The organism is Saccharopolyspora rhizosphaerae (genome assembly GCF_003931915.1).
GTDB lineage: Bacteria > Actinomycetota > Actinomycetes > Mycobacteriales > Pseudonocardiaceae > Saccharopolyspora > Saccharopolyspora rhizosphaerae.
Genome location: NZ_RSAA01000035.1, coordinates 106,099 through 122,201, shown reverse-complemented (window position 1 = coordinate 122,201; position 16,103 = coordinate 106,099). Strand labels below are relative to the sequence as shown.

The window sequence follows — 16,103 nt, the reverse complement described above, 5'->3', positions numbered from 1 at the left end:
CCGAATACCCTCGATGGAGTGATCCAGTTCGGACATTCCACTGTGGTTGGTCGACTGCACGCCGAGCGGTGCTCAGCTCTGGGGCAGAACACCGCTGATCTGCTGCGGCGGAGCGCCGGAGACACCGCCCACGGCCTTGTCGGCCTCGGCCAGCACCGGCGTCTTCTCCGCCGCGGGCAGCGCGTCGCTGGGCTTGGCCAGCGTGAGCGGCTCACCCGAGGTCTGCAGCGGGTTGTTGTTCAGCGTCGGAGCGACCAGCGCCACCGGGATGCTGATCGGCTCGGACTCGTAGCCCTGAGCGGCGGTCAGCGCAACCGCGGTGTCCAGCGCGGAGAAGCCCTGGTGGTTCGGCTCGCGCGGCCCGATCTCGGTGTCGAGCAGCGCGGCGTCAGGCGTGTGCTCGTAGACGACGCCGAGGTGCCCCGGGTTCACCGAGCCGCCGACCGTCGGCCGGGTCTTGGTCATCTTCGAAACCCGGGTGGTCTCGGCGAAGACGTGCCCGAGAACGCGGTTGGGCTTGCCGGGTGCGAGCACGGGACGACCGTCCTGCAGCTCGCCGGCGATGCCGTGCCCGGTCTTGGTGACGTCCGCGCCGACCTTCTTGACGACGTTGGGCGAGCTGACGTTCAGCTGCGCGTCAGCGCACGGCGCCTTGGTGGGGTGGAACGCCGGTCCCTCCTGCATCTTGCAGGCGTGGGCCGGAAGGTCCGCGGAGATCTCGTCCGGTACGGACGACAGGTCCGGCTTCTCGATGCCGGAGGTTCCCGCCGCGTTCGCGGCACCGGTGCCGGCGGTGGCGAGGCCTGCGGCCATGACGGCCGCCTTGACTGTGCGCGTGGTCCAAGAGCGCAAGATTGAGTCTCCTCGAGTCAGAGGTGTTGGCACGGCTGACTCGACATCGGAGACGCTGTAGAGGATCTTGAGCCGTTCTCGGAGAATGAAGCCTGAACGAGTGAATCACGGTCGGACGTGCGGGGCGGTGGCAGAAAGGTTCCCTTGTGCACGTCCGGCGGCTGCGTGAGGTGCGGCGGAGTGGCAGGAAGGTTCCCTTGTGCAGGTCACCGCGAAGGGTGGTGCCCCGCCCAGGGTCAGAAACCGAGGCCGGGTGCGAACAACGCGATCATGTGCTCGGTCGCCCTCTCAGCGGTGACCTCCGGTCGGTTCTCCCGCCACAGCGCGAGCCGTTCGCTGGCGCCGATGATCAGCTCCGCGTAGGCCTCCGCCTGCTCGTCGTCGAGCTCTTCGCGGACCTTGCGCAGCACGTCGGCGGTGAAGTCGCGCTGCTGGATTCGGATCGCTTCCAGCTCGGTGTTGACCGAGGTGTCGGCGATGGACGACTCGTTGCGCAGCAGCGCCCACGCCTGCTGGTGCTCGTCGCCGAAGCGGAAGAAGGCCAACAAGCAGTCGTAGAGCAGCTGCTCCGAACTCTCGGCTTGGGCGGCGGCGAGGCTGGTCGCTTCGAGCAGCTCGCGCTTCGAGCGCCGCAGGCAGGCGATCAGCAAGCCTTCCTTGGATCCGAAGTACTCGTAGAGCATCGGCTTCGAGAGGCCCACCTGAGCTGCGATGTCGTCCATCGACGTCGCTTGGTAGCCGTCGTTGGCGAAAACGCGCTCGGCGACTTCCAGGATCTGCGCTTCGCGCTCGGCTCGGGACATCCGCTTGCGTCCGCCGATGGCAGGTGAGCTCATCACGGATCAACCCTACCGCAAGTAACCTACTCGTAGTAGCCTACCGCGGAGTAGATAGCGTGCCGGTGTCCGAGGAGGGGCTCTGATGGTGCAAAGGCAGTCGTCCGGCCAACGTCGATACGAGACTTCGGTGGTCATCGTCGGATCCGGTTTTTCCGGTCTCGGCATGGCGATCAAGCTCAAGCAGGCCGGTATCGACGACTTCATCCTGCTGGAGAAGTCCTCCGACCTCGGCGGAACCTGGCGGGACAACACCTACCCGGGCTGCGCCTGCGACGTGCCGTCGCTGATGTACTCCTTCTCGTTCGAGCAGAACCCGAACTGGTCGCGGCTGTTCGCCGAGCAGGGCGAGATCAACGAGTACCTGAGCTACTGCGCGGACAAGTACCGGGTCCGCGACCACGTTCACCACGGCGTGGAGTTCACCGGCGCCGAGTACGACGAGCAGGCCAAGACCTGGCTGGTCACCACCCGCGACGGCACCGAATACGTCGGTCGAGCCCTGGTTTCGGGCGTCGGCGCCCTGCACATCCCCAGCTACCCCGACCTGCCCGGCGTGCAGGACTTCGAAGGCGAGGTCTTCCACTCGGCCGAGTGGAACCACGACTACGACCTGCGCGGCAAGCGCGTCGCGGTCGTGGGTACCGGTGCCAGCGCGATCCAGTTCGTCCCGCCGGTCGCCGAGCAAGCCGAGAAGCTGCACCTGTTCCAGCGCACGCCCCCGTGGATCCAGCCCAAACCGGACCGCGAAATCCCCGAGGCGGTCAAGAAGCTGTTCCGCACCGTCCCAGGCGCGCAGCGGTTGGCACGCGCGGCGATGTACTGGATCCTCGAAGCCCGCTACTTCGCGGTGTTCAACAAGCGTCTCGGCAAGGCGGCCGAGTGGCTGTCCAAGCGCTACATCCGCAAGACGATCACCGACCCGAAGCTGCGTGAGGTCGTGACGCCGGACTACTCGATGGGCTGCAAGCGCATCCTGCTCTCCAGCGACTACTACCCGGCGCTGAACCGGTCCAACGTGGACGTCGACACCAGCGGTGTCGCCGAGGTCCGCACGAACTCCGTGGTGACCGGCGACGGCCAGGAGCACGAGGTCGACGCCATCATCTACGGCACCGGGTTCCACGTCACCGACGCCTACGACCACCTCGCCATCGTCGGGCGCGACGGGCGCAAGCTGCAGGACGCCTGGCGCGACGGCGCCGAAACCTACCTCGGCATCACCGTCTCCGGGTTCCCCAACCTGTTCTTCCTGCTCGGTCCGAACACCGGACTCGGCCACAACTCGGTCGTGTTCATGATCGAGTCGCAGCTGAACTACGTGATCGACTGCATCCGCCGCATCCACAAGGGCGACATCGGCCAGGTCGACGTCCGCCAGCCGGTGCAGGACGCGTTCAACCGCGAAATCCAGCAGGAGCTCGGTGACGAGGTCTGGTCGGTCGGTGGGTGTCGCAGCTGGTACCTCGACGAGAACGGCGTGAACCGCACGCTGTGGCCGGGTTTCACCTGGAAGTACTGGCTGCGCACCAGGAAGGTGGACTACTCCGACTACGAGGTGGCTGCGCGCTGAGTGAACCGGGCGCCGCACCCGGTTGAACTTTCGCACGGGCGTTCGATATGGTGTTCGGGTCACTGTCGAGCAGCCCCGTTCCGGGGCGCACCCTAGCTAGGGGCGGCGATGTCACCGCTGTCGTCCGATGAACTGCGCTCAATCCGCGAGGAACTGAAAGCGGGAACCACACCGACCGTGTGGTTCACCAGCTCCGCCGTCGGCGTTCAAGAGGGGCGCTCAGGCAAGGTGATCGCGCTGAACGAGCCGGCCGAGGGGGACTTCATCCAGGTCCGCCCGGCCGGTTCGAAGGACGTCCTGTCCTTCTCGACCGCAGAGATCACCCAGGTCAAGCCACCTCGCAAGAAACCCACCCCCGAGCCGGCCAAGCCGGCCGCAAAAGCACCGGCGACCAAGCCCAACCAGCAAGCGGGGTCCGCGGCGAGCGAGAAGCCTGCCGAGAAGCCGGCTGCGAAGCAAGCCGCTCCGGCAGCCAAGCCACGGCCCCAGACCACGGCGAAGTCCGGTGAGTCCGCTGCCGGTCGCCGCACACCCCGGCAGACCAAGCAGAGCATCGGGGGTGCCGTCGTCACACTCACCGCAGGTGAGGACGGGCAGTGGAGCGTCGAAGTCACCAGCCCCAAGCGCAAGCTGGTCAAGCCGACGCAGGTACCGGCCAACGCCGTGGCCCAAGCGGCCAAGCTGCTGCACGACGACGTGGCCGCCGCCGTCGAGCCGCTGATCGAAGCGGCACGCGAACAGCACCGCGCCCGGGTCGAGCAACTGCGAGCCGAGCTCGAAGCGGCCCAAGCCGCACTGCACGAACTCGACGGATGAGCCGTTGTCGTCCCGCCAACGCGCGGGACGACAACGGCCCTTCCTCACCTGAGGCTTCCCCTGCTCGACCGCTCGTGGTCGAGCCGAGCATGGGAACCTTCCAGTCACCGGCCCGCGGCCGCGCAGTGGGTCAGTCCTCGATGTCGGTGGTCCGACCCAGCGTTCGCTGACCGCGGTCGGTCGGCGGGATCTTGTCGTAGGAGGCCGGGTCGAGCTGCTCCACCTCTCCGCTGGCGACCGACGACAGGATGCCGCCCAGCCCGATGTGCACGGTCTTGGTCAGCATCTCCCTGTGCTGCTCGCCCAGCGTCTGCGTCTGACCGCGAACCTCGAACAGCACAGCGCCGCTGCCGTTGAGCTGGAACGCGCCCAGCCCGGTTCCCGGCAGGTTGATGTCCTGCGGGTACAGCGTGATGTTGCCGAAGGCCGGGTTCTTCTCAGCCGCGGCCTGCAACGCGTTGTAGGCGGCCACGTTGAGCTGCTTCGAGTACTCCGGCCGGTAGGTGTCGGCGAAGTCGGCGAACGCGGAGCCTTCCGGAGTGGAGGGGTCCGCGACGAACTTGCCGGACAGGCTCATGGTCACGAACTCGTCGGTTCCCGGAACGGTGTAGCAAGCACCCTGGTGGTGCAGGTCGACGTAGGTGTCGACCGTGCCGAACTCGGCCTGCAGGCCCTTGTAGACGTCCCGCACCGTCTGCGTCTCCGGGCTGAGGAACCACCCAGGCTGATCGCTGCTACCAGGGAAGTCCTGCGGTTGCGGCTGGTACTCCAGGTTCGGGTGGTAGTCGCGGTTGACGTCGAAACCGGGTCGCTGCGAGTAGTCGTCACCCTGCCGCTGGTCGGTGATGTAGTTCCACGGCGGCGGGGAGGCGGCTAGCTGCGGGAACCGGGACTGCACCTCCTGCCACGTCAGGTCGTTGCCGCGCCGGTCGAGCGACGCCCCGTCCGGGTTGATCTTCGGCATCGCGACCACCGTGAGCCGCTCGCGGATCTGCTGCGCCGCGCTGGAATCCGACGTGCCCAGGTAGTCGAGGACGTCGAGCAGGGCGTCAGGGCCGGTCTTCTCGTTGCCGTGGATCTCCGCGGTGATGAACACGACCTTGGGGCCCGTGCCGACCCGGGCGAGCATCATGCCCCGTCCCCGGTTGGAGCTGCCCACTTCCTCGACCGACACTCGTCCAGTGCTGACCCGTTCAACGCGGTCGAGTTCCACCAGCAGCTCGTCGTAACTCGTGAACTCGCTGATCGGGTTCTCGCGAGGTTCCTCGCTGCACGGCGGAGGAGCGGCCATGGTCCGCGGCGCTGCAGCGGTCGCCGGGACGAGGGCGGCCCCCGCGACGACACCCGCCAACGCCAGTGCTCGTAATCGGTGCATTGCGAACTCCTTGAGGTGAGCCGAAACGGGCTCAGACAAGTCGATCGACACGAAACGCACAATCGGCCAAGAGTGGACAACCCGGGAATTCGAGTATTCGAACCCGAATGGACATCGGAGGGGTTCCCGGCCTATCAAGAGCAGGTGCGCAACCCCGCCTCCGCCGGTTCTCCCACACCGCTGCGACAACGATCGTTCCGCTTCCTCCTGATCGCGACGATCGGCGGGTTCTCCGGATACGCGCTGCTGCTTCCCGTCGTTCCGCTGTGGGCGGTCGCCGGAGGCGCGGGAGAAGTCGCCGCCGGGGCGACGAACGCGGTGTTCATGCTCGTCACCGTGCTCACCCAGCTGGTGATGCCGTGGTTGCTCGCCCGTGTCGACTGCCGCGCGCTCTTCGCGCTCGGAACCGCGGTGATCGGAGCGCCCACACCGCTGTTCGCGCTGTCCAGCGACCTGTGGGTGCTGCTCGGAGTGTCGGCTCTGCGCGGGATCGGTTTCGGGCTCCTGACCGTCACCGGATCAGCGCTGACCGCCGAACTCGTGCCCGTCGCGCAGCGCGGCCGCGCCGCCGGTTACTACGGCCTGGCCATCGGTCTGCCCAACGTCGCGCTCCTCCCGGCCGGGGTGTGGTTGAGCAGCCGGATCGGGTTCGAGCCGCTGTTCTGGGCTTCCGGCGTGGTGCCCGTCGTGGCCGCGTTGAGCGTGATCGGCATCGAACGGGTGCGCATCCGGGAGCAGGAACGCGCGGCACCGGCCAAGACCGCCAGCCTGCTGCCGTCCTGGACGATCATGACCGCCAACACGGCAGCGGCCGGAGGCCTGACGGCCTTCCTGCCGCTGGCCGTCGACCCTTCGATCGCGCCTGCCGCGCTCCTGATCTTCGCCGGGATGACGATGCTCGGGCGCTGGCTTGCGGGCCACCTGGGGGACCGCTTCGGCCAGCGGAGGGTCCTCGCCCCCTCGGTCCTGCTCGGCGGCTTCGGTGTGCTGCTGATCGCGCTGGCCGCGTGGTTGGCCGACCCCGTCGCGCTGCTCGGTGCGGGAGTGTTCGGTGCGGGTTTCGGGGCCATGCAGAACACGACCTTGATCCTCATGCTCGAGCGGGTCGACTCGGCCACCGCCAGCACCGCGTGGAACATCGCCTACGACGGCGGTCACGGACTCGGCGCCATCGGCTTCGGCGTCCTCATCGCCGCCTCCGGCTACCCCGTGACCTTCGCGGTCGCAGGCGCTGTGCTGATCGCCTGCCGCGCCCTCGCCATCCGCAGGTGGGGGTGAGAAGGAAGGGAACCTTCCTGTCATCGCGCGCTCGTGAGACGCCTGTGCGCTTGGCCACAGGCGTCCCCCGCCGTCACGCGCGGAGCGAGGTCACCGACCGTGGCCGCTGAGCGGGGCGGCAGGAGCCAGGCCGCTACCACCGGCGGCGAGCACCTAGAATCGGACGCGTGTTGCGCAGCCTCATGACCCCGCGATGGCTGCTTCTGCATGTGCTGTTCATCGTGGCCACCCTCGCCACCGGCTACCTGGCCGTGTGGCAGTGGGATCGCGCGCACGATGCGGGTGGGAGCTTCCAGAACCTCGGCTACGCGCTGCAGTGGCCCCTCTTCGGCGCCTTCACGATCTTCCTCTGGATCAAGCTGATGCGCATGGACCTCGCGCAGCAGAGAGGCGAGGACAGCCAGGAAGCCACTCCCGAGGCTGCTCCCGAGGAAGAACAGCCCGCCCCGGAGGCGGAGGAATCGCAACGCCGCCGAACACGGCCGCTGGTGCCGCCCCCGGCGCCGCCGGTCGATGAGGATGAGGACCCCGAGCTCGCCGAGTACAACCGCTACCTCGCCGGCCTCAACGAATCGGACACCACCCGCTAGTTGAAGGTGATCCCGCCGTTGATCTCGCGGGTTTGCACCAGCTTGGTGACCGTTCCCTTGTTGATGTTGACCACGTTGTCCGAGGCCGTGATCTCGGCGTGCACTGCAGCGCCTTCCTGGCGCAACTGGTCTGCGAACTCCGCGTCCTGCGCGCACGCCTCGTCCAAGCGCTCGGCCAACGCGGTGATCTGAGCAGGCCCCGCGTCGTCGCGCTCGGCGGCCTCCAACGCCACCTGTGTCTCCGGGTCCTGCTGCGACCTCCGGCGGAGCAGATCGCGCACCTTGGCCAGCGCCATCGTCCCGGTGGCTCCGAGGGCGGTGGCGGCCTGCCCGCCCAGTGCCGTGGCCAACGAATCGAGGAACGGGTCGGTCATGAGTCCTCCGCGAGCAAGGGAACCTTCCTGTCACGAAGTGTAGTGATCTCGGCCTCCCCCGTGTCGGTCTCAAGTCGAATGCAGTTGTTCGCCAGCACGCGGGACGAACGCCTCGGTGTGATATCAACGAACTGGCTGACGGCAAAGCGAAACCCATTGCCGCTTGCTTCCGCTCAGTGGAAGCCAGCGGCTTCTTTCCGACTGGTGGGATCGGTGAGCGGGGGCGTGGGTAGGCACCGCGTTCCGCGGTCGGTGGGCCGGATCTTGCGGACACTTTGGTGATAGGGGCTGGCGTGCGCAGCGGCGTGCTGTTGAAGATGTTCGGACTGTGCGTCCTTGCCGGCGTACTCGTGGCGGCTTTGCTGCTGCCCGTTGCGACCGGCGCAGGGGCGATGGTCAACCAGACCACCCATGCCATGTCGAAGATGTCGACCTCGCTCGCCGAGCGCGACATGCCGCAGGTGTCGACCGTGACCGACCGCAACGGCAAGCCCATCGCCTACTTCTTCAAGGACTACCGGGTCGAGACCAAGCCCGAGCAGGTCGCCGACACGATGAAGGCCGCCATCACCGCGGTCGAGGACAAGCGTTACTGGCACCACGGCGGTGTCGACTGGCACGGCACGATGCGGGCGCTGGCCACCAACGTCAGCAGCGGCGAGACCGCCCAGGGCGCCTCGACGATCACCCAGCAGTACGTGAAGAACTACCTCGTGCACGTGTCGGCGACCAACGAGCTCGAAGCCGAGCAGGCCAAGGAAACCACGGTCGCGCGGAAGCTCCGCGAAGCCAAGATCGCGGTCGAGCTCGAGCGCACCATGTCCAAGGAAGAGATCCTCACCGGCTACCTCAACGTGGTGCCCTTCGGCAACCAGACCTTCGGCGTCGGCGCGGCCGCACAGACCTACTTCGGCACCACGCCAGACAAGCTCACGATCGCCCAGTCCGCCCTGCTGGCCGCGGTGGTCAACCAGCCGGGATCGCTGAACCCCAACAGCAACCCCCAGGACGCGCTGGCGCGACGCAACCTGGTCATCGACCTGATGGCCGACCCGCACAACGACATCCGCATCACCGAGGAAGACGCCGAGATCGCGAAGCAGGAGCCGCTGGGCGTGCTTTCCCCGCTGGGGCGTCCGCCGAACGGCTGCGTCGGCATCGGTGACGGCACCACCGACGGCTTCTTCTGCACCTACGTGCGCGACTACCTCGAGCGCTTCGGGATCGACACCGACCAGCTCAAGGTCGGTGGTTACACGATCCGCACCACCCTGGACCGCACCGCGTCCGACGCGGCCAAGCAGGCCGCGCAGAAGCAGGTCCCGACGCAGACCGAAGGCATCGCCAACGCGATGTCGGTCGTCGAACCGGGCAAGGACAAGCACAAGGTGCGTGCTCTGGTCGCCAACCGCGACTTCGGCAACGACCCGAGCAAGGGGCAGACGGCCTACGACATCGTCAGCCGGGTGCAGCCCTTCGGCGCGGGCTCGATCTACAAGATCTTCACCGCGGGGGCTGCGATCGAACGCGGCATGAGCATCTACGACACGATCGACGTCCCGGCCAGCTACACCTCCCGCATCTACAAGAACGGTCTCGCCCCCTACACCGTGCACAACGCCGACGGAGTCAGGCCCGGGCCCCGCACCTTGCAGAGCGCGCTGGCGACCTCGCCGAACACCGGCTTCGTGGCGCTGCTGGAGCGAGCGGGCCTGAACAACGCCGTCGACATGGCCGCCAAGCTCGGGATGCGCAAGAGCATCAACGGCGTCAACGCGCAGGGTTCGACCCTCAAGAAGGACGGGTCCAACGGCCCCGCGCTCGGGGACGCGATCAAGCGCAGCAACAACGGGTCCTTCACGCTCGGCTTCACCCCGACCAGCGTGCTGGAGCTGTCCAACGTCGCCGCAACGCTCATGAGCGAGGGCGTCTACTGCCCGCCGACCCCGATCGAGGAGGTCAGGGACCGCAACGGCAACCCGGTCCAGCTCAACGAGCCGGCGTGTGAGCAGGCGGTCGCACCCGCTGTTGCCACCGCCCTCGCCCAGGGCCTGAGCAAGGACGACACCGAGGGAACCTCCCGCGCAGCGGCGCAGGCCGTCAAGTGGGCACGTCCGATGATCGGCAAGACCGGCACCACGCAGGAGCACAAGTCCGCGGCCTTCCTGGCGGCCACCCCGCAGATGGCGGGCGCGGTGCTGACCTACTCCGACGGCAAGCGTCCGCAGGGCATCTGCGACGGCGGCGGTGACGCCCCGCCGTTCCTCTGCGGGAGCCGCGGCAACATCTACGGCGGCAAGGTGCCGGCCCGCACCTGGTTCGACGCGATGACCAAGATTCACGAAGGGATGCCGGTCGTGCAGCTTCCGGGCACACCGCCGCCGCCCGCGGGTCCGCCGGCCGCAGCGCCGTAACATGCGAGCAAGGGGGCCTTCCTGCCACTCAGAACGGCAGGAAGGCCCCCTTTCTCGTGGCGTACCTGTGCTCAGCGACGGCTCAGGAAGCGTTGGCAGAATGCCTTCGTGGTCTCCGAACGTGATCGAGTGGATGTTCGTGGCAGCGTCTGGTTCGTCGTTCTCGCCTACCTGCCCGCGTGGCTGCTGAGCACACCGCTGTGGCTCACCGGTGAGGGACTGCTGTGGACCTGGGCACCGGTGGCCCTCACCCTCATGATGTTCACACCCGCAGTGGCCGCGCTCGTGGTCACCAAGTGGATCAGCCCGAGCCGAACCCCGCTGCGGGACGTGGGGCTCACCAACCCCGGCGGCATCAGGAAGTGGTGGCGCTATGCCCTCCTGGGATGCGTGGGACCGCTCTTGGCGATGCTGGTGGCGCTGCTCGTCGGATACCTGCTCGGCAGCTACGAAGCTGACTGGACCGGATTCTCCGGGCTCGTGGAACAAACCACGCCCACCGTCGTCGGGGAGCAGAACCGGACAGCGCCGACCACGCTCGCGCTCAGCCACCTCGGCCAGGTCTTGCTGTTCGGCTGGGTGCACGCGCTCCCGGCACTCGGCGAGGAACTCGGCTGGCGCGGTTACCTGGTGAAGGCGCTGCTGCCCCTCGGTCAGCCCGGCGCGTTCGTCACCACCGGCGTGCTCTGGGGGCTGTGGCACGCCCCGATCCTGCTGCTCGGCTACAACTACCCGACCGTGCCGGTGGTGGTGTCGTTCCTGATGATGGGTTCCTTCTGCGTGCTCGCGGGCACGCTGCTCAGCTGGCTGCGCTTGGCCTCCGACAGCGTGTGGCCCGCGGTGATAGCCCACGGCTTCCTCAACTCCGCGGGCGGCATGGCGCTGATCTTCAGCCAAGCCGGACACCCCGTGGACAACGCCCACGTCGGCCTTCTGGGGTGGAGCGGCTGGATCGTGCTGGTGCTGCTCATCCTCGGCCTCGTCATGCTCGGGAAGCTGCCGGTGCGCTTGCCCGAGGTCCGGGAGGGCATCAGCAGGGGAGTCCAGCGACGCAGCCGCAAGGAGTGAGCACGTGCATGGGAACCTTCCTTCCACTGTGGTCGGCCGCTCCGCGAAAGACCCGTGCGCACGGCCTTTGGCGTGACAGCATGGGGGAATGGTGACGAGTCTGCTGCCCTCCACCCAGCGCGCCCTACTGCGGCGCTTGGCAGTGGAGCAGAGTGAAAACCGCGTGCCGTCCCTCATCGCCGGGCTGGTGCGCGACGGGGAGACGATCTGGGTCGACTCGCGCGGGCAGGTGAACGGTGCGCCTGCGACGACGGACACCCAGTACCGGATCGGGTCGATCACGAAGACGTTCATCGGGGTGCTCGTGATGCGGCTGCGCGATGAAGGGCGCCTCGACCTCGCCGACAAGCTCGACGACTACGTGCCAGGAACGGCCGTGGGAAACCGCAGCATCGGCGAATTCCTCAGCCAGTCCAGTGGGTTGACGGCCGAGCCGGCAGGGCAGTGGTGGGAGCGCACCCCCGGCGGCACCGCCGAGGAGCTGCTCGCCAGCGTCGACGACAGCGCGCTGCGCCCGACACCACGTCACCAGTTCCACTACTCGAACGTGGGTTTCGGAATCCTGGGCGAACTGGTCACCAGGCTCCGCGGTGCCGCGTGGCACGAGGTGGTGGAGAGGGAGATCCTGCAGCCGCTCGGCATGCGCCGCACCACCCTGAGCCCGGTCGCCCCGCACGCGGACGGTTTCGCCGTCCACCCCTGGGCAGACGTGGTGCTGCCCGAACCCGCCGAGGACGCCGGCGCGATGGCACCCGCGGGGCAGCTGTGGTCCACCTTCGACGACATGGTCCGGTGGGCGCGCTTCGTCATGGGCGACACCGGCGAGGTCCTGCACCCGGACACGGTGGCGGAGATGCGTGTGCCCGGTTCGGTCGACGACGGCCCGGAATGGCGCTCCGGATACGGGCTCGGCTTCCAACTGCTGCGGCACAACGGTCGGCGCCTCGCCGGCCACAGCGGATCGATGCCAGGGTTCCTGGCCAGCGTGTGGGCCGACCCGGCCGAAACCGAAGCGGTGATCTTCATGGCCAACACCACGGCCGGAGTCACCGGAGCCCTGGGCACGGACCTGCTCGACGCCCTCGCCGAGCACGAACCCCGCATTCCGGAACCCTGGGTCCCTCGTCCGGACGTGGACAAGGACCTGCTCGAACTGACCGGGGAGTGGTACTGGGGCCCGTCCCCGCACGTGGTGCGGGTGCTCAGCGACGGTTTGCTGGACCTCCGGCTCGGCCACGGGCGGCGGGGTAGGGCTTCACGTTTCCGCCCCAACGGCGACGGGACCTGGACGGGCCTGGACGGCTACTACGCGGGAGAGATCCTGCGCGTCGGCCGAGACGCAGACGGCAAGCCCAACCACCTCAACCTCAACACCTTCATCTTCACCCGCATCCCCTACGACCCGGACGCCCCGGTGCCCGGCGGAGTCGCGGGCTGGCGGCCCGCAGGCAGCTAGCCAACCGGCGTGAGCACGGGATCCTTCCTGCCACGTGCCTGGCAGGAAGAACCCCCGGCTGCGTAGGTGCTGCTGTGCCCGGGAGAGGGCGTGCGGCATGCTGGCCGCATGGCCGAAGACCTGCGCATCACCAATGCCTGGATCATCCCGGCTGCGGAGCTCTCCGAGCGCTTCTCCCGCTCGTCCGGGCCAGGCGGTCAGGGCGTCAACACCACGGATTCACGCGTGGAGCTGTCGTTCGACCTGGCGCGGGCAGCGTCGGTCCCCGAGAAGCTGCGTGCTCGCGCCGTCGATCGTCTCGCCCACCGGCTCGCCGACGGAGTGCTCACGGTCACCGCGTCCGAGCACCGTGCGCAGCTGGCCAACCGTCAAGCAGCCCGGGAACGCATGGCCGACGTGCTGGCCGCCGCCGTCGCGCCACCACCCGCGATGCGCCGCCCGACCAAACCGACGAAGGGGTCGCAACGTCGACGACTGGCCGGAAAGAAGCGCCGGTCCGAGATCAAGCGGCAACGCCGACGCGGTGATCCTGGCGAAGCCTGAACTGCGAAGACCGCGTTCCTCGCTACTCTTGCGCAGAGGTGAAGGCAGGAGGGACGAGCTGATGCGCACAGCGTGGGTCCTGCCCGGCGGCTCCACCTTCGGGGCCATCCAGGCGGGTCTGGCAACGGCACTGTTCGAGTCCGGCATCGAGCCGGACCTCGTCGTGGGCACCTCCGCGGGCTCGCTCAACGCCGCCTGGGTCGCCGGTGATCCGACCGTGCGCGGTGTCGAGAAGCTGCGCGAACTGTGGAGGTCGATGCGGCGCGCCGATGTGTTCCCGATCCAGCCGACGAGGATCCTCGCGGGCAAGCTCGGCTTCGCCAACCACCTCATGGGCAACCACGGCCTGGCCCGGTGGCTGCACCAAACCCTGCCTTTCCGCAGGCTCGAACACGCGGCGATCCCGGTCACCGTGACCGCGACCGACCTCCACACCGGTGAAGCCGTCTACTTCGAAGACGGCCCTGCGCTGCCACCTCTGGTGGCCTCGTGCTCGATCCCCGGCATGTTCCCTCCGGTGGAGATCGACGGTCGGTGGCTGGTCGACGGAGGTCCCGCGGCCTTCATGCCGATCAGCCGCGCCGTGGCGCAGGGAGCCGAGCGCGTGTTCGTGCTCCCGTGCGGCGGTACCGAGCCGTTCGAGTTCAACCCCGATCGGCGACGCGGGATCGGCTCCATCGCCACGTGGCCGCCCCCGAAAAGACCACCGCGGTCGATCAGCGGGGTCAACGGAGCTGCCCTCGGGGCAGCAATGGTCTCCGCTGCTCGTCTGGACATGCAGGTCAACGCCCCACGTTGTGAGCTCTACGTGGTTCCGGCTCCCTCCGTCGTCGGACTCTCGCCCTACTCGTTCTCCCACTCCGGACCGCTGATCGACACGGCCTGGCGGGTGGCGCGTGACTGGCTGCCCAAAGCCACACCCGTGCCAGCGGGGAGGGCAGTGGACATCGCGGGGAGACCCGTCGACGAGGGCCGGCTCGGCATCACGGACCCGGCACCAGTGTCCTGAGGAACGCGCGTCCGAGCAGGCTCAAGGGATGCCGGCGTCGACTGGCCGCTCGCGCGACCGGCGGTTGCCCTGGAACGCGAAGCGGAGCCACTCGCAACAGGTCCTGCGGCGGGGAGAGGTCGAGCCGGTAGGCGCGGAGCGTCGCGCGAGGAAGCGCTGTTCCGCGGCGACTCCCGCTCTCCATCTCGCGCAGCAGCTCTTCGAACCGGCACAAGTTCTCCTCGCGGATCGCCTCGAAGAGGATCCGACGGGTCAGTACCGCGGAAAGGAACGTGCGGGCGCCGTCCATCACCGCACGTACGGGCGGCGCGACCGGAATGCCATCGATGAACACCGGCTTCGGCAGGCGAGTCGTGCGTTCGAACCGCGTCCCCGCATAGCTCTGGATCTTCTGCCGGTGCGGGATGAGCACGTGGATGTCTGCCGACGCAGGCGGTGACTTCAGGCCGTGCATGCGCGCGGCGTGGAGGCCGGTGAGCACCGCTCCCGGCCCTGCTCGCAGCAACGCGGCGTCAATGCGATCTCGCACCGTGGCCGGGCCTGGGGCGACGAGCACGATCCCGGGAGCCAAGCGGCTCCACGGGCCGTCGGCGCGAGCCCAGCGGTAAGCCTTCGACTGGCTGATCCCGAGATTGGCGAGTTCGACCACCCGGTAGACGCGGCGGGGGAGGTTCAGAGCGGCGGCTTTGGTGGCGAGCGAGGAGTGCATGCGTAGCACTATCCACGGCGCACGCACGAAATCGTGGAATGCGCCAGCAACTGTGCGTGTGTTGGGAACGCCAGGTCAAGCGCAAAACCCAGCGGTTCTGAGGGTGTGGGAGCCTTTCGCTCATTCGCTCCGGAGTGACGAGCTCCCACACCCACCGCGGGCGTCCACATCAGCGAGTGGCAGAAAGATTCCCTTGCACCTCGGGGTGCTTCTGCATCCACCACTGCATCGCGTATTCGACCAGCCGTATCAAGGATTGCTTGGTGGACTCCCGGTTCCGGGCGTCGCAGGTGACGATCGGGACATCCTCCGGGATCGCCATCGCCTCGCGGACCTCTTGCACCCGGTGGTGCAGGTTCCCGTCGAAGCAGTTGAGACCGACGATGTAGGGCAGCTGGCGGTCCTCGAAGAAGTCGATCGCCGAGAAGCAGTCGGCCAGCCGCCGCGTGTCGACCAGCACGACCGCACCGATCGCACCGCGCACCAAGTCGTCCCACATGAACCAGAAGCGGTGCTGGCCGGGCGTGCCGAACAGGTAGAGGATCAGGTCCGAGTCGAGCGACAAGCGACCGAAGTCCATCGCCACGGTCGTCGTCTGCTTGTTGGGCGTGGCGTGCAGGTCGTCGACTTCCCGGCTCGCTTCCGTCATGACCGCTTCCGTGGTCAGCGGCACGATCTCCGACACTGAACCGACGAACGTGGTTTTGCCGGCACCAAAACCACCTGCGACGACGATCTTCGCCGAGGTGGTGGTCGGGGACCTGCGGGAAGATTCCGGTCGGGCTTGCGTATCAGGATTCATGTCTGCCCACTTCAGTCATCAGGTCAAAGCTGGTATCTGCGCGTGACGCGTTCGGTCGGGGATCAGAGCCGACGGAGCCCGCTCAGAACGCGTTCCATCAGCAGGAAATGTGACGAGCTGCTGTTGTCGCTGACGGTTTCGTGCACGGTGATCAACCCCAGGTCAGCCATGTCACCGAGCAGCACCTTGGCCACACCGAGCGGGACTCCGAGCACCGCGCCGACCTCGGCGACCGACCTGGGGTGCTGGCAGATCTCGGCGATCGAGCTGTGCTCGGTGCGCCGCAACCGGTCCCGGGTGCAGAACTCGCTCGCCGAGACCAGCGTTTCCAACTCCAGGTGGTGGTTCGACCTGGTGCGGCCGCCGGTCCACGCGTAGGGGCGGATCGACGTGGACATCGTTTCCCCC

Annotated in this window: 17 protein-coding genes; 10 read left to right on the top strand and 7 right to left on the bottom strand. The window is 67.9% G+C overall.

Going from position 1 to position 16,103, the window contains the following annotated elements; all coding sequences use genetic code 11:
• Positions 1-72 precede the first annotated feature (72 nt).
• Positions 73-852 (bottom strand): hypothetical protein, encoded by a 780-nt coding sequence (locus EIL87_RS23540; protein ID WP_125092775.1) that lies wholly within the window; start codon positions 850-852, stop codon positions 73-75.
• 236 nt (positions 853-1,088) lie between these two features.
• Positions 1,089-1,688 carry a TetR/AcrR family transcriptional regulator gene (locus EIL87_RS23535; protein WP_199740584.1) on the bottom strand — a complete coding sequence of 200 codons (600 nt, stop codon included), beginning with the start codon at positions 1,686-1,688 and terminating at the stop codon, positions 1,089-1,091.
• An 85-nt stretch (positions 1,689-1,773) separates the two neighbouring features.
• Between EIL87_RS23535 and EIL87_RS23530 the strand changes: the two genes are divergently transcribed.
• A complete protein-coding gene (locus EIL87_RS23530; RefSeq protein ID WP_125092774.1) occupies positions 1,774-3,261 on the top strand; it encodes a flavin-containing monooxygenase in 1,488 nt (495 codons plus the stop codon).
• 228 nt (positions 3,262-3,489) lie between these two features.
• Entirely contained in the window at positions 3,490-4,077 is a 588-nt protein-coding gene (locus EIL87_RS23525) for a DUF6319 family protein (RefSeq protein WP_233576528.1), read from the top strand.
• A 130-nt stretch (positions 4,078-4,207) separates the two neighbouring features.
• Here the strand turns inward: EIL87_RS23525 and EIL87_RS23520 are convergent, their stop codons facing one another.
• A complete protein-coding gene (locus EIL87_RS23520) occupies positions 4,208-5,452 on the bottom strand; it encodes a M14 family zinc carboxypeptidase (protein ID WP_125092772.1) in 1,245 nt (414 codons plus the stop codon).
• A gap of 144 nt (positions 5,453-5,596) precedes the next feature.
• Between EIL87_RS23520 and EIL87_RS23515 the strand changes: the two genes are divergently transcribed.
• The gene (locus EIL87_RS23515) at positions 5,597-6,730 is read left to right on the top strand and encodes an MFS transporter (protein ID WP_125092771.1); all 1,134 of its coding nucleotides are present in this window, start codon (positions 5,597-5,599) and stop codon (positions 6,728-6,730) included.
• Between the two features lie 167 nt (positions 6,731-6,897).
• Complete coding sequence (locus EIL87_RS23510) at positions 6,898-7,320, top strand: hypothetical protein (RefSeq protein WP_125092770.1); 423 nt, start codon at positions 6,898-6,900, stop codon at positions 7,318-7,320.
• Here EIL87_RS23510 and EIL87_RS23505 read toward each other — a convergent pair.
• Complete coding sequence (locus EIL87_RS23505; protein ID WP_125092769.1) at positions 7,317-7,694, bottom strand: hypothetical protein; 378 nt, start codon at positions 7,692-7,694, stop codon at positions 7,317-7,319. The genes EIL87_RS23510 and EIL87_RS23505 overlap by 4 nt on opposite strands.
• A gap of 293 nt (positions 7,695-7,987) precedes the next feature.
• Here EIL87_RS23505 and EIL87_RS23500 point away from each other — a divergent pair, with 293 nt between their 5' ends.
• From EIL87_RS23500 to EIL87_RS23480, 5 genes are all read left to right on the top strand, one after another.
• Positions 7,988-10,108, top strand: a complete 2,121-nt coding sequence (locus EIL87_RS23500; protein ID WP_125092768.1) for a transglycosylase domain-containing protein — start codon at positions 7,988-7,990, stop codon at positions 10,106-10,108.
• Positions 10,109-10,237: 129 nt separating this feature from the next.
• Entirely contained in the window at positions 10,238-11,176 is a 939-nt protein-coding gene (locus EIL87_RS23495; protein WP_125092767.1) for a CPBP family intramembrane glutamic endopeptidase, read from the top strand.
• Positions 11,177-11,264: 88 nt separating this feature from the next.
• Positions 11,265-12,632 carry a serine hydrolase domain-containing protein gene (locus tag EIL87_RS23490; RefSeq protein ID WP_125092766.1) on the top strand — a complete coding sequence of 456 codons (1,368 nt, stop codon included), beginning with the start codon at positions 11,265-11,267 and terminating at the stop codon, positions 12,630-12,632.
• Positions 12,633-12,740: 108 nt separating this feature from the next.
• Entirely contained in the window at positions 12,741-13,175 is a 435-nt protein-coding gene (gene arfB / locus EIL87_RS23485; protein ID WP_125092765.1) for an alternative ribosome rescue aminoacyl-tRNA hydrolase ArfB, read from the top strand.
• Between the two features lie 61 nt (positions 13,176-13,236).
• The gene (locus EIL87_RS23480; RefSeq protein ID WP_125092764.1) at positions 13,237-14,184 is read left to right on the top strand and encodes a patatin-like phospholipase family protein; all 948 of its coding nucleotides are present in this window, start codon (positions 13,237-13,239) and stop codon (positions 14,182-14,184) included.
• On the opposite strand, the gene EIL87_RS23475 is transcribed toward EIL87_RS23480, so the two are convergent.
• Both EIL87_RS23475 and EIL87_RS23470 read right to left on the bottom strand, forming a co-directional pair.
• Positions 14,159-14,893 (bottom strand): hypothetical protein, encoded by a 735-nt coding sequence (locus EIL87_RS23475; protein WP_125092763.1) that lies wholly within the window; start codon positions 14,891-14,893, stop codon positions 14,159-14,161. The genes EIL87_RS23480 and EIL87_RS23475 overlap by 26 nt on opposite strands.
• 169 nt (positions 14,894-15,062) lie before the next feature.
• The gene (locus EIL87_RS23470) at positions 15,063-15,629 is read right to left on the bottom strand and encodes a GTP-binding protein (protein ID WP_233576618.1); all 567 of its coding nucleotides are present in this window, start codon (positions 15,627-15,629) and stop codon (positions 15,063-15,065) included.
• Between EIL87_RS23470 and EIL87_RS27605 the strand changes: the two genes are divergently transcribed.
• Positions 15,541-15,741 carry a hypothetical protein gene (locus EIL87_RS27605; RefSeq protein ID WP_233576638.1) on the top strand — a complete coding sequence of 67 codons (201 nt, stop codon included), beginning with the start codon at positions 15,541-15,543 and terminating at the stop codon, positions 15,739-15,741. The two genes, EIL87_RS23470 and EIL87_RS27605, sit on opposite strands and share 89 nt — an antisense overlap.
• Before the next feature lie 16 nt (positions 15,742-15,757).
• Here the strand turns inward: EIL87_RS27605 and EIL87_RS27600 are convergent, their stop codons facing one another.
• A complete protein-coding gene (locus tag EIL87_RS27600; RefSeq protein ID WP_233576526.1) occupies positions 15,758-16,093 on the bottom strand; it encodes a DUF742 domain-containing protein in 336 nt (111 codons plus the stop codon).
• Between the last annotated feature and the right edge of the window lie 10 nt (positions 16,094-16,103).

Excerpts from the sequence above, each read along its gene's own strand:
- EIL87_RS23475 (WP_125092763.1), bottom strand. The coding sequence starts at position 14,893 with ATGCACTCCTCGCTCGCCACCAAAGCCGCCGCTCTGAACCTCCCCCGC.
- arfB (WP_125092765.1), top strand. The coding sequence starts at position 12,741 with ATGGCCGAAGACCTGCGCATCACCAATGCCTGGATCATCCCGGCTGCG.
- EIL87_RS27605 (WP_233576638.1), top strand. The coding sequence starts at position 15,541 with ATGACCGCTTCCGTGGTCAGCGGCACGATCTCCGACACTGAACCGACG.
- EIL87_RS23505 (WP_125092769.1), bottom strand. The coding sequence starts at position 7,694 with ATGACCGACCCGTTCCTCGATTCGTTGGCCACGGCACTGGGCGGGCAG.
- EIL87_RS27600 (WP_233576526.1), bottom strand. The coding sequence starts at position 16,093 with ATGTCCACGTCGATCCGCCCCTACGCGTGGACCGGCGGCCGCACCAGG.
- EIL87_RS23535 (WP_199740584.1), bottom strand. The coding sequence starts at position 1,688 with ATGAGCTCACCTGCCATCGGCGGACGCAAGCGGATGTCCCGAGCCGAG.
- EIL87_RS23480 (WP_125092764.1), top strand. The coding sequence starts at position 13,237 with ATGCGCACAGCGTGGGTCCTGCCCGGCGGCTCCACCTTCGGGGCCATC.
- EIL87_RS23490 (WP_125092766.1), top strand. The coding sequence starts at position 11,265 with ATGGTGACGAGTCTGCTGCCCTCCACCCAGCGCGCCCTACTGCGGCGC.
- EIL87_RS23530 (WP_125092774.1), top strand. The coding sequence starts at position 1,774 with ATGGTGCAAAGGCAGTCGTCCGGCCAACGTCGATACGAGACTTCGGTG.
- EIL87_RS23520 (WP_125092772.1), bottom strand. The coding sequence starts at position 5,452 with ATGCACCGATTACGAGCACTGGCGTTGGCGGGTGTCGTCGCGGGGGCC.